General features: G+C 71.3%; 10 protein-coding genes. 4 read left to right on the plus strand and 6 right to left on the minus strand.

The genetic code is table 11. The features are described from left to right. Positions 1 to 28: 28 nt before the first annotated feature. On the minus strand, positions 29 to 1,735 hold the full coding sequence (locus GTY47_RS07025; RefSeq protein ID WP_010036500.1) for a glycerol-3-phosphate dehydrogenase/oxidase: 1,707 nt from the start codon (positions 1,733 to 1,735) through the stop codon (positions 29 to 31). 272 nt (positions 1,736 to 2,007) lie between these two features. Here GTY47_RS07025 and GTY47_RS07030 point away from each other — a divergent pair, with 272 nt between their 5' ends. Further along, positions 2,008 to 3,216 carry a nucleotide sugar dehydrogenase gene (locus tag GTY47_RS07030; protein ID WP_010036502.1) on the plus strand — a complete coding sequence of 403 codons (1,209 nt, stop codon included), beginning with the start codon at positions 2,008 to 2,010 and terminating at the stop codon, positions 3,214 to 3,216. A gap of 453 nt (positions 3,217 to 3,669) precedes the next feature. On the opposite strand, the gene GTY47_RS07035 is transcribed toward GTY47_RS07030, so the two are convergent. The 4 genes from GTY47_RS07035 to GTY47_RS07050 all read right to left on the minus strand — a co-directional run bounded on the left by GTY47_RS07035 (position 3,670) and on the right by GTY47_RS07050 (position 8,224). Beyond that, the gene (locus GTY47_RS07035; protein ID WP_010036504.1) at positions 3,670 to 4,794 is read right to left on the minus strand and encodes a GuaB3 family IMP dehydrogenase-related protein; all 1,125 of its coding nucleotides are present in this window, start codon (positions 4,792 to 4,794) and stop codon (positions 3,670 to 3,672) included. Between the two features lie 105 nt (positions 4,795 to 4,899). After that, positions 4,900 to 6,405 (minus strand): IMP dehydrogenase, encoded by a 1,506-nt coding sequence (guaB, locus tag GTY47_RS07040; protein WP_010036506.1) that lies wholly within the window; start codon positions 6,403 to 6,405, stop codon positions 4,900 to 4,902. A gap of 153 nt (positions 6,406 to 6,558) precedes the next feature. Beyond that, a complete protein-coding gene (locus GTY47_RS07045) occupies positions 6,559 to 7,146 on the minus strand; it encodes a sigma-70 family RNA polymerase sigma factor (protein ID WP_010036508.1) in 588 nt (195 codons plus the stop codon). Between the two features lie 466 nt (positions 7,147 to 7,612). Continuing rightward, complete coding sequence (locus GTY47_RS07050; RefSeq protein ID WP_003948568.1) at positions 7,613 to 8,224, minus strand: response regulator transcription factor; 612 nt, start codon at positions 8,222 to 8,224, stop codon at positions 7,613 to 7,615. Between the two features lie 380 nt (positions 8,225 to 8,604). Between GTY47_RS07050 and GTY47_RS07055 the strand changes: the two genes are divergently transcribed. Next, positions 8,605 to 8,934: a WhiB family transcriptional regulator gene (locus tag GTY47_RS07055; protein WP_029180949.1), complete on the plus strand. Its 330-nt coding sequence runs from the start codon at positions 8,605 to 8,607 to the stop codon at positions 8,932 to 8,934. A gap of 65 nt (positions 8,935 to 8,999) precedes the next feature. Here GTY47_RS07055 and GTY47_RS07060 read toward each other — a convergent pair whose 3' ends face one another. After that, positions 9,000 to 9,896, minus strand: a complete 897-nt coding sequence (locus GTY47_RS07060; protein WP_010036559.1) for a LysR family transcriptional regulator — start codon at positions 9,894 to 9,896, stop codon at positions 9,000 to 9,002. A gap of 80 nt (positions 9,897 to 9,976) precedes the next feature. On the opposite strand from GTY47_RS07060, the gene GTY47_RS07065 reads away from it, so the two are divergent. Together GTY47_RS07065 and GTY47_RS07070 are read left to right on the plus strand one after the other, a co-directional pair. Then, a complete protein-coding gene (locus GTY47_RS07065; RefSeq protein WP_010036562.1) occupies positions 9,977 to 10,657 on the plus strand; it encodes an MOSC domain-containing protein in 681 nt (226 codons plus the stop codon). A gap of 212 nt (positions 10,658 to 10,869) precedes the next feature. Then, a complete protein-coding gene (locus GTY47_RS07070; RefSeq protein WP_078602775.1) occupies positions 10,870 to 12,489 on the plus strand; it encodes a multicopper oxidase domain-containing protein in 1,620 nt (539 codons plus the stop codon). Positions 12,490 to 12,550: the final 61 nt, after the last annotated feature.

Consider the following 12,550-nt stretch of genomic DNA (forward strand, 5'->3'; position numbering starts at 1 on the left):
TCCCCGCACCCGTTCGGGTGACAGCGTCCTACAACGGCACGATGTCCGGCGCCCCCAGCCGCGCCGCGTCCGCCGTGAGGTCGTCGGGCTGGCGCTGCGACTCCCGCTCGGCCTCCACCCGCTTCTCGTAGTGCTGCACCTCGCGCTCGATCTGGTCCTTGTCCCAGCCGAGGACCGTCGCCATCAGCTCGGCGGCGTCGCGCGCGCTGCGCGTGCCCCGGTCGAAGGTCTCGATGGAGATGCGCGTCCGCCGGGTCAGCACGTCGTCCAGATGCCGCGCCCCTTCGTGCGAGGCCGCGTACACGATCTCCGCGCGCAGATAGTCGTCGGCCGCCGGCAGGGGCTCACCCAGGGAGGGGTCCTCGGCGATGAGCGCGAGGAGCTCCTCGGTCATCGTCCCGTACCGGTTCAGCAGGTGCTCCACCCGCACCACATGCAGTCCGGTCCGGGCGGCTATCCGTGCCCGCGCGTTCCACAGCGCTCGATAGCCCTCGGCGCCCAGCAGCGGCACGTCCTCGGTGACGCACTCGGCGACCCGCATGTCGAGCCCGTGCACCGCCGCGTCCACCGCGTCCTTGGCCATGACCCGGTAGGTGGTGTACTTGCCGCCCGCCACGACGACGAGCCCGGGCACCGGATGCGCCACGGTGTGCTCGCGCGACAGCTTGCTGGTGGCGTCCGACTCACCCGCGAGCAGGGGCCGCAGGCCCGCGTACACGCCCTGGACGTCGTCCCTCGTGAGCGGTACCGCGAGGACCGAGTTCACGTGTTCCAGCAGGTAGTCGATGTCCGCGCTGGACGCGGCCGGGTGGGCCTTGTCGAGGTCCCAGTCGGTGTCCGTCGTGCCGACGATCCAGTGCCGCCCCCAGGGGATGACGAACAGCACGGACTTCTCCGTGCGCAGGATCAGCCCGGTCGTGGAGTGGATCCGGTCGCGCGGGACGACCAGATGGATGCCCTTGGACGCCCGGACGTGGAACTGGCCGCGCTCCCCGACCATCGCCTGGGTGTCGTCCGTCCACACGCCGGTCGCGTTGACGACCTGCTTGGCGCGGATCTCGTACTCGCCGCCGGCCTCGACGTCCTGCACCCTCGCGCCGACGACCCGCTCGCCCTCGCGCAGGAAGCCCGTGACCCGCGCGCGGTTGGCGGCCTTGGCGCCGTAGGCCACCGCCGTGCGCACCAGGGTCGCCACATAGCGAGCGTCGTCCATCTGGGCGTCGTAGTACTGAAGCGCCCCGACCAGCGCGTCCTTCTTCAAGCAGGGCGCCACCCGCAGGGCGTGAGAGCGGGTCAGGTGGCGGTGCATGGGCAGGCCCCGGCCATGCCCACGGGCCATGGACATGGCGTCGTACATCGCGACGCCCGACCCTGCGTACAGGCGCTCCCAGCCCTTGTGCTGCAAGGGGTACAGGAACGGCACGGGCTTCACCAGATGCGGGGCGAGCCGCTCCAGCAGCAGGCCGCGCTCCTTCAGGGCCTCCCGTACGAGCGCGAAGTCGAGCATCTCCAGGTAGCGCAGGCCACCGTGGATCAGCTTGCTGGACCGGCTGGAGGTGCCGGACGCCCAGTCGCGCGCCTCGACCAGGCCCGTGGACAGGCCCCGGGTCGCGGCGTCGAGGGCGGTGCCCGCACCGACCACGCCTGCGCCCACCACCAGCACGTCCAGCTCGCGCTCGGCCATAGATGCGAGTGACTCGACGCGCTGCGCCGGCCCGAGTGTCGCTGTCCTCACCGCTGCCTCCCGCTCATCGGTCGCGCCGGCCGCACCCGTCGGGTGAGACCCCGTCCGTATCCCCCATGCCCAAATTCTGACCGTGTTGCCCGACTTCAGCCACCACGGGCCGTCAGCCTGTGGACAACGTCCACGGGACACTCACCGAAACTCGGGCGAGCAATCCCGCATATCGGTCATATTTACTCCTAGTCTGACATTGCGCTCGCCCGTCCTGTCCACAGGGCTTGCGCACCTGTCCCACTTCGGCTATCGGGAAGGACGGCCACGCCATGCCCGCAGATCTCGCCGTCATCGGACTCGGCCCGTACGGCCTGCCCCTGGCCCAGGCCGCCGTCGCCGCCGGCGTCGCCACCATCGGCTACCGGACCGGCCCCGAGGCCGGCTCCCTCAGCCCCGCCGAACAGCGCCGGATGCTCTCGGGGGGCTTCCGGCCGACCACGAACGCAACCGAGCTCGGCCGGGTACGCACCGCGGTCATCTGCGCCCCCACCCCGCGGGGCGCCGACGGCGGACTCGACCTGAGCCAGCTGGAGGCGGCCGCCCGCACCCTGGCCGCGCACCTGCGCCCGCACACCACTGTGATCCTGGAGTCACCTGTGTACCCAGGGACGACAGAGGAATTCCTGCGTCCCCTCCTCGAAGAGGGATCGGGTCTGCGCGCCGGCCGCGACTTCCACCTCGCCTACTCCCCCAGCCGCGTCGACCCCGGCAACCGCGACTTCACCCCCGCCAACACCCCCAAGGTCATCGGCGGCCTCACGCCGGCCTGCACGGAGTCGGCCGCCGCCTTCTACGGACGGCTCACCGACAAGGTGGTACGCGCGCGTGGACCCCGCGAAGCGGAGACCGTGCAGCTCCTGGAGACCAACTACCGGCACGTCAACATCGCCCTCGTCAACGAGATGGCCGTCCTCTGCCACGACCTCGGCGTCGACCTGTGGGACGTCGTCCGCTGCGCGGAGACCAAGCCGTTCGGCTTCCAGGCCTTCCGCCCCGGTCCCGGCGTCGGCGGCCACGCCGTCCCGCAGGACCTGACCGCCCACGGCGGCCGCACCCTGCGCATGGTGGAACTGGCCCAGCAGGTCAACAACCGGATGCCCGGCTACGTCGTCCAGCGCGGCGCCACGCTCCTCAACGAGCACGGCAAGTCGGCCCGGGGCGCACGCGTGCTCCTCCTGGGCGTCACCTACAAGCCCGACCTCGCCGACCTGCACGGCACCCCCGCCCAGGAGGTTGCCCTGCGCCTGCTGGAACTGGGCGCCTCGGTCAGTTACCACGATCCGCACGTGCCCGCCTGGAGCGTCCTCGACCGCCCCGTCCCCCGCGTGGACTCCCTCTACGAGGCGGTCGCCGACGCGGACCTGACCATCCTGCTCCAGCAGCACCGCACGTACGACCTCCAGGGCCTGTCGGTGAAGGCCCAGCTGCTGCTGGACACGCGGGGGGCGGCGCCCACGGGGGCGGCGCATCGGTTGTGAAGAGGGGCGCGTGGGGGCGCCGAGCCCTCTGGGCTGGTGGCGCGGGGCACCCCGCCGCCAGTACCTTGGGAGACGGCGGAGCCCACCGCAGAGTGGTCGCTGAGGCAGGCTCCTGGATGGATCACGGAGTGTCCGCCCCTAGTCTTCGTGGGGGCGGCCGCTCGCCATCCGAAAATCCGCAAGATCCACCTCCTCCGGCACTGCACCATCCGAAGACGGAGTCGGTCCCAGCGGGTGGGCTTGCGGTGGCGTCCCATGGGCGCCCCCTAGAAGAACCTGGGGCGCCGACCACGGACACCGGCGCCTCGAAACCGCCCTCCACGGGGCCGAACGGCCCAAAGGCAACCGCGCCTCCGTACGGCAACAAGCGCCCTGTCAAAGCCAGTTGGACATGCGAAAGGGCCCAGCCACTCACACGAGTGACCAGGCCCTTCCCGTCCTGTGCTCTCCGGCCTACCGCCGATGCTGCGAGTCCGCCACCGTCACCTCGACCCGCTGGAACTCCTTCAGCTCGCTGTACCCGGTCGTGGCCATCGCCCGGCGCAGCGCGCCGAAGAGGTTCATCGAGCCGTCGGGGGTGTGGGACGGGCCCGTGAGGATCTCCTCGAGGGTGCCGACCGTGCCGAGGGCGACCTTCTTGCCGCGCGGGAGCTCCTCGTTCACCGCCTCCATGCCCCAGTGGTGGCCCTTGCCCGGGCCGTCGGTCGCGCGGGCGAGCGGGGAGCCCATCATGACCGCGTCGGCGCCGCAGGCGATCGCCTTGGGCAGGTCGCCGGACCAGCCGACACCGCCGTCCGCGATCACGTGCACGTACCGGCCGCCGGACTCGTCCATGTAGTCGCGGCGGGCCGCGGCCACGTCGGCGACCGCCGTGGCCATGGGGACCTGGATGCCCAGCACGTTGCGCGTGGTGTGCGCGGCGCCGCCGCCGAAGCCGACCAGCACACCGGCCGCACCGGTGCGCATCAGGTGCAGCGCCGCCGTGTACGTGGCGCAGCCGCCGACGATCACCGGGACGTCCAGCTCGTAGATGAACTGCTTCAGGTTCAGCGGCTCGTGCGAACCGGAGACGTGCTCCGCCGAGACCGTCGTGCCGCGGATGACGAAGATGTCCACGCCCGCGTCGACGACGGCCTTGGAGAACTGGGCCGTGCGCTGCGGGGAGAGCGCCGCGGCCGTGACCACGCCCGAGTCGCGCACCTCCTTGATGCGCGCGCCGATCAGCTCCTCCTTGATGGGCGCGGCGTAGATCTCCTGGAGGCGCCGGGTCGCCGCCTCGGCGGGCAGCTCGGCGATCTCGTCGAGCAGCGGCTGCGGGTCCTCGTACCGCGTCCACAGACCTTCGAGGTTCAGCACGCCCAGGCCGCCGAGCTCGCCGATGCGGATGGCGGTGGCCGGGGAGACGACCGAGTCCATGGGAGCGGCCAGGAACGGCAGCTCGAAGCGGTAGGCGTCGATCTGCCAGGCGATCGAGACCTCCTTCGGGTCCCGCGTACGGCGGCTGGGGACGACGGCGATGTCGTCGAAGGCGTACGCCCGGCGGCCGCGCTTGCCGCGCCCGATCTCGATCTCAGTCACGTCTGTGGCCTTTCCCTGATGCGTTTCAGCGTCTTCCAGTATCGCCGACGGGCACGACGAGGGCGGCCCCGGATGCTCCGGAGCCGCCCTCGGAAGGCCGGGCCGCTACTTGCTGCGGCTGTAGTTCGGTGCCTCGACCGTCATCTGGATGTCGTGCGGGTGGCTCTCCTTGAGGCCCGCGGAGGTGATCCGGACGAAGCGGCCCTTGGTCTCCATCTCCTCGATGGAGGCGGCGCCCACGTAGCCCATGGTCTGGCGCAGACCGCCGACGAGCTGGTGCAGCACGTTGGCCAGCGGGCCGCGGTAGGGCACCTGGCCCTCGATGCCCTCGGGCACGAGCTTGTCGTCGGAGGCGACCTCGGCCTGGAAGTAGCGGTCCTTGGAGTAGGACCGGCCCTGGCCGCGGGACTGCATCGCGCCGAGCGAGCCCATGCCGCGGTACGACTTGAACTGCTTGCCGTTGATGAACTGAAGCTCGCCGGGGGACTCCTCACAGCCCGCGAGCAGGCTGCCCAGCATGACGGTGTCGGCGCCCGCGGCGAGCGCCTTGCCGATGTCGCCCGAGTACTGCAGACCGCCGTCGCCGATCAGCGGCACACCGGCCGGACGGGCGGCGAGGGACGCCTCGTAGATGGCGGTGACCTGCGGGACGCCGATGCCGGCGACCACGCGGGTGGTGCAGATGGAGCCGGGGCCGACGCCCACCTTGATGCCGTCGACGCCGGCGTCGATCAGGGCCTGGGCGCCGTCACGCGTGGCGACGTTGCCGCCGATCACGTCGACACCGACGCTCGACTTGATCTTCGACATCCAGCTGAGGGCGTTGCTGTTGTGGCCGTGCGAGGTGTCGACCACCAGGAAGTCCACACCGGCCGCGGCGAGCGCCTGGGCCCGCTCCAGGGCCTCGGGGCTGGCGCCCACGGCGGCGCCGACGATCAGCCGGCCCTCGGCGTCCTTGGCCGCGTTCGGGTACTGCTCGGCCTTGACGAAGTCCTTGACCGTGATGAGGCCCTTGAGGACACCCGCGTCGTCGACCAGCGGAAGCTTCTCGATCTTGTGGCGGCGCAGCAGCTCCATGGCGTCGGGGCCGGAGATGCCGACCTTGCCGGTCACCAGGGGCATGGGGGTCATGACCTCGCGCACCTGACGGGAGCGGTCGGTCTCGAAGGCCATGTCACGGTTGGTGACGATGCCGAGCAGCTTGCCGTTGCCGTCGGTGACGGGGACGCCGCTGATGCGGAACTTGGCGCACAGGGCGTCGGCCTCGGCGAGCGTCGCGTCGGGATGCACCGTGATCGGGTCGGTGACCATGCCGGACTCGGACCGCTTCACCAGGTCGACCTGGTTGACCTGGTCCTCGATGGAGAGGTTGCGGTGCAGTACGCCGACGCCGCCCTGGCGGGCCATGGCGATCGCCATGCGCGACTCGGTGACCTTGTCCATGGCGGCGGACAGCAGTGGGATGTTGACCCGGACGTTGCGCGAGATGCGGGACGAGGTGTCGACCGCGTTGGGGAGCACTTCGGATGCACCCGGCAGCAGCAGCACGTCGTCGTAGGTCAGCCCGAGTGTCGCGAATTTACCGGGCACTCCGTCGACGTTGGCAGTCATGACACCTTCCCCAAATGGCCTTGATCGGTGCGGATGTCCATGCTAACGGGAAGCGCGGCTGTCTCATTCCACGGTTCCGGTCGGCTCCGGGCTTCGTATGTTCGTACGGAAGCGGCCCACCGCCTGTTCAACAGAGGGGTTGTTCAAGCAGGGCTACTGCTCGGCCAGCGCCCGCAGCCGGCTCAGCGCCCTGTGCTGCGCCACCCGGACCGCGCCGGGTGACATTCCCAACATCTGGCCCGTCTCCTCGGCCGTGAGGCCCACCGCGATCCGCAGCAGCAGCAGCTCCCGCTGGTTCTCGGGCAGGTTGGCCAGGAGTTTCTTGGCCCATTCCGCGTCACTGCTGAGCAGGGCGCGCTCCTCCGGCCCCAGGGAGTCGTCGGGCCGCTCGGGCATCTCGTCCGAGGGGACGGCCGTCGAGCCGGGGTGACGCATCGCCGCGCGCTGAAGGTCGGCGACCTTGTGGGCGGCGATGGCGAAGACGAACGCCTCGAAGGGGCGCCCGGTGTCCCGGTAGCGGGGCAGCGCGAGGAGCACCGCGACGCAGACCTCCTGGGCGAGGTCCTCCACGAAGTGCCGGGCGTCGCCCGGGAGGCGGGACAGACGGGTGCGGCAGTAGCGCAGGGCCAGGGGGTGGACATGGGCGAGCAGGTCGTGCGTGGCCTGCTCGTCCCCGTCGACGGCGCGGTGGACGAGCGCGCCGATCGCCCCTTGGGCATTGACCGCCTCGTCGTCGCGCATCGGTCCATGGTGCCTTGCGGCCGCCGGGTCCGTGGCACCGCGCCCGTTGTTGTGCACCGAAGCGTTATGAGCAGGTGCGCCGGAACTCATCCCCTGCGCCCTCCCCTTCCGCTCGACCGACTCGTCCCCGAGGAACTCCACACCCTCAAGGATGCGGCATCCGCGGCGAAACGAGCAGCGGGCACCCTGCGGACCCGCGGTCCGCCCCCGCCGACCTGGCTTTCCGTGCCCTCACCACGACCGCTGGGGCCTGCCGTTCGGATCATCCCGGGGCCGTGGGTCCTCGCGTGCACCCTGCCGAGCTCTCGACCTCGCTCGGGCAGGGACGGATCCCCGCCGAGGCTGTCGTCGGCCGCCGGCTTCGGCACACGCGGGTACGGCTCGCGCGGGGGCATCCGCGTGCCCCCGCTCTCCGGCCCTGGCCGGAGCCCGCGCCTCGAAGCCGACCCGATCCGAAGGACAGGCCCTAGCGCACCAGACCCCACCGGAAGCCGAGCGCCACGGCGTGGGCCCGGTCCGAGGCGCCGAGCTTCTTGAACAGGCGCCGGGCGTGCGTCTTGACGGTGTCCTCGGAGAGGAACAGCTCACGGCCGATCTCCGCGTTCGAGCGGCCGTGGCTCATGCCTTCGAGCACCTGGATCTCACGCGCCGTGAGCGTCGGCGCGGCGCCCATCTCGGCCGAGCGCAGCCGGCGCGGGGCGAGCCGCCAGGTCGGGTCGGCCAGGGCCTGGGTCACCGTCGCGCGGAGCTCCGCGCGGGAGGCGTCCTTGTGCAGATAGCCGCGGGCACCGGCGGCGACCGCGAGGGCCACGCCGTCCAGGTCCTCGGCGACGGTGAGCATGATGATGCGCGCACCGGGGTCGGCGGACAGCAGCCGCCGGACCGTCTCGACGCCGCCCAGGCCGGGCATGCGTACGTCCATCAGAATCAGGTCCGAGCGGTCGGCCCCCCAGCGGCGGAGGACTTCCTCGCCGTTGGCCGCCGTCGTCACGCGCTCTACGCCGGGCACGGTTGCGACCGCGCGACGGAGCGCCTCTCGGGCAAGCGGGGAGTCGTCGCAGACGAGGACGGAAGTCATGGCCGCCCTCCGCAGCTGATGCGCGTCACCTTGAGCCTCCAGGCTGGTACGAAATCGTCACCTGTGCGGTCGACCGCCTCGGACGCCTGCCCGAGCGCTTGTTCCTTCAACCGCCTCGCACTCTCAACGACGGTCACTCGAAAGAGTTACGGGGTCGGCTGACATCTTCGGCACTCTACGTGAGGGACCGGACACGGTGCAGACATGCGCAACAGACCCTCGAACTTTCATCACAACCTATGCCCCATTCAGACCCATTTCTTCCGCTTTGCCGGTGTCTGGAGCTAGATTCGCAATGAGTCATATTTTCATCTCCTTAGATCGTAGTTGTACGGTCGTGGACACCGGATCCGCCCAAAACGGCTACAAGGGGTCACGTAATGGCAGATTTCTCCCGCCTTCCCGGACCGAACGCGGACCTGTGGGACTGGCAACTGCTGGCTGCCTGTCGCGGAGTGGACAGCTCGCTCTTCTTCCATCCGGAGGGTGAGCGCGGTGCGGCTCGGAGTGCTCGCGAGAACTCGGCCAAAGAGGTCTGCATGAGGTGCCCGGTGCGTGCCGAGTGCGCCGCCCACGCGCTGGCGGTGCGGGAACCGTACGGCGTGTGGGGCGGGCTGACCGAGGACGAACGCGAAGAGCTGATGGGGCGGGCGCGCAACCGGCTGGTGCCGGCGTCGACATCCGGCGGGCACGCCGCCTCGAACAACTGAAGGAACGTTTCTGCGAGTCAGGCACGCGCACGCGTGCCGTTCATTTCTGACGCGCTGCGCTGCGGCTAGCGGTGGGCGGCGCGTGCCAGTTGGTCGAGCGTCGCCGCCACCGCCGGGACCTGTGCGAGGTCGGGCAGGGTGAGCGCGACGATCTCCCGGCGTACCGCCGGTTCCAGCGTCACGGTCCGTACCCCCCGTGGCCGTACGGACTCGATGGCCAGCTGGGGCAGCACAGCCACGCCCAGACCGGCGCCGACGAGGCCGGCGACCGCCGGGTAGTCGTCGGTGGCGAAGTCGATGCGCGGTGTGAAGCCGGCCGCCGCGCACACCTCGACGAGCTGGCCCCGGCAGCGCGGACAGCCCGCGATCCACGGATCCCGCGCGAGTTCGCCGATGGCGACGGACTGCGCGTCCCCGAGCCGGTGCCGTTCCGGCACGAGTGCGACGAGCCGGTCCGTCAGCAGCGGCCGTACGACGAGGTCCTCCCACTCCTCGGCACCCGCCGCCCCCTCGTAGCGGAAGGCGAGCGCCACGTCGCAGTCGCCCTCGCGCAGCATGCCGACGGACGCCGGCGGTTCGGCCTCCTCCAGGAAGACCCGGGTGCCGGGGTGCGCGTCGCGCAGGGCGGCGAGGGCCGTCGGCACGAGGGTGGAGCTGCCGCTGGGGAAGGAGACGAGCCGGACCCGGCCCGCGCGCAGCCCGGCGATGGCCGCGACCTCCTCCTCGGCGGCCGTGAGCCCGGCGAGGATCCCGGCGGCGTGCCGCACCAGGGCCTCGCCCGCCTGGGTGAGGCGCATCTCGCGACCGGTGCGGATCAGCAGCGGGGTGCCCACGGATGTCTCCAGGGCCTTCATCTGCTGGCTGACGGCGGGCTGCGTGCAGCCCAGCTCGCGCCCCGCGGCGGAGAAGGAGCCGGTGGCGGCGACGGCGCGCAGGACACGGAGGTGGCGAGCTTCGATCACCCTTCGAGGATAAGTGAGTCTTTGATGCTCCTGCGAATAATGCGTCGACGCTTTGGGGAAGGCTCGCTTACCGTGCGGGCATGAAGCTTCTGTCAGTGAATCTGGGCCGTGCCGAGGCTGTGCCGTACACGGACAACCCGGAGGGTGTGACCGGGATCGACAAGCGGCCTGTGGAGGGGCCCGTGCGGGTGTCCGCGCCCGGGCCCAAGGGCGTCGGCGGGAGCGGGCTGGCCGGGGACGCGGTGTGCAAGCTGGAGCACCACGGCGGCAACGACCAGGCGGTGTACGCGATGGCCCGCGAGGACATGGACGCGTGGGAGCGCGAGCTGGGACGGACGCTGGCGGACGGCGCGTTCGGCGAGAACCTCACGACCCAGGGCCTCGACGTCTCGGGCGCGCTGATCGGGGAGCGCTGGCGCATCGGGCCCGAGGTGGTGCTGGAGGTCACCTCGGGGCGGATACCGTGCCGCACGTTCCAAGGCCACATGGACGAGAAGGGCTGGGTGAAGCGGTTCACCCGGCGGGGCGCGCCCGGGGCGTATCTGCGGGTGATCGAGCCCGGTGAGATCCGCGCGGGTGACGCCGTCGAGATCGTGCACCGACCCGGCCACGACGTGACGGTGGCGCTGCAGTTCCGGGCGGTGACGACCGAGCGGACACTGCTGCCGCGCCTGCTGGCGGCGGGCGAGGCGCTGCATCCGGAGCTGCTGAGGACGGCGCGGGAGTACGAGGAGAAGTACGGGGGCGGCGGCGGGGCCTGACGTCACGTCACCCCGGTCTGTCCGGCCGGGCCGGCGGCTCTGCGGTGCCCGGCTCCGGGCGGGAGGAGTCCGGGCCTGCGGACGGCAACCCCGACGGCGTCCGGCCCGGTGCCCCTGGGGGGAACCCCGGGCGGCGGGCCGGGGTCGCCTCAGGGGCGGGTCAGGGCAGCTCCCCGATGCCCGACGGGGCAGGGCCCGGCCACGCTCGAAGCATGTCTCGCCACACATCTCGCAGCGGCCCGACCGGCGGTCCTCTGGAGGGTTCCACCGACGCGTCCCGCGAGGGTCCGCGGGCCGCCTCGCGACGCCCGTTCCGCTGGAAGCGCCTCGTCCTCGTGCTCGGGTCCTCGGTCACCGCCGTGGCGATGGCCGTGGGCGCTCTCTTCGCCTGGCTGTGGACCGACGCGAAGGTCAGCACCGTGGGCAAGGAGCCGTTCGGCAACGCCCTGGCCATACCACCGCAGGCCGAGTCGTCCGTGGACAAGGACGGCACACGTGTCTTCGACCTGCGCATGCGGGCGGGCGAGACGGAGTTCCGCGCCGGTGTGAAGACGCCGACCTGGGGTTTCAACGGCTCCTACCTGGGTCCCACGCTGCGTGCGCGGCGCGGCGAGAAGGTCCGGGTCCGGATCAGCAACGCCCTGGACGAGGCGTCCACCGTGCACTGGCACGGCATGCACCTGCCGGCCCGGATGGACGGCGGCCCGCACCAGATGATCGCCCCCGGCGGGACCTGGAGCCCGCACTGGACGGTGGACCAGCCGGCGGCGACGCTGTGGTACCACCCCCATCCGCACGGCGGGACCGCGCGACATGTCCAGCGGGGCCTGGCGGGCCTGTTCCTCCTCGACGACGAGAGGTCCGGGCGTCTTCCGCTTCCGAAGCGGTACGGCGTCGACGACCTGCCGGTGATCGTGCAGGACGTCCGCTTCGACGGCGCCCGGCTCGCTGGTGACCGCGGCATGTTGCAGAACGTGGGTTTCCTGGGCGACCGGACGATGGTCAACGGAACCCTTCGTCCGTTCCGGCAGGTGCACGACGAGCTGATACGGCTCCGGCTGCTCAACGCCTCCACGGCACGTACCTACGCCTTCGGTTTCCCGGACGGCCGTTCCTTCTCCCTGATCGCGACGGACGGAGGTCTGCTGGAGCGGCCCGCGTCCATGGAGCGGGTGCAGCTCTCGCCGGGCGAGCGGGCCGAGATCGTCGTGCGGATGCGGGCGGGTGAGCGGGTGATGCTGCGCAGCTTCCCGCAGGGCAACTACGGGGACGGCTGGCAGCGGCGGTTCGGCGGCGGCGACGACTCCTTCGACGTGCTGGAGTTGCGGGCGGCGGCGCGGCTGCGCCCGTCACCCGCGCTGCCGGCCACGCTGGGGAAGCCGGAGACACCCGACGGGAAGGGTTCGGTGCGCGGGCGGCACTTCGACCTGAAACGGTCGGGGATCAACGGGCGCTCGATGGACATGGGCCGTGTCGACGAGACGGTCACCCGGGGAACGACGGAGGTCTGGACGGTCCGCAACAGCAACGGCATGCCGCACAACTTCCATGTGCACGACGTGCAGTTCCGGGTGCTGGAGGTGAACGGTTCGGCACCGCCGCCCGCCCTGAGCGGGCCGAAGGACACGGTGTTCGTGCCGCACGGGACGACGGTGAGGCTGGCGCTGCGGTTCACCGGGCCGGCGGACCCGGACACGCCGTACATGTACCACTGCCATCTGCTGTACCACGAGGACGAGGGAATGATGGGCCAGTTCGTGGTGACGGAGAAGGGGGAGCCGGGCGCGCCCCGGGAGCACCCGGGCCACGGGGCCGGACACACCCACCGCTGAGCCACCCTGGATCGAGACCGGCTCCGGGGCCACCGCGCTGAGCGGACGCACGCAGTCCGGG

It is taken from the genome of Streptomyces sp. SID5464, assembly GCF_009862985.1.
In the GTDB taxonomy this organism is placed as follows: domain Bacteria; phylum Actinomycetota; class Actinomycetes; order Streptomycetales; family Streptomycetaceae; genus Streptomyces; species Streptomyces chartreusis_D.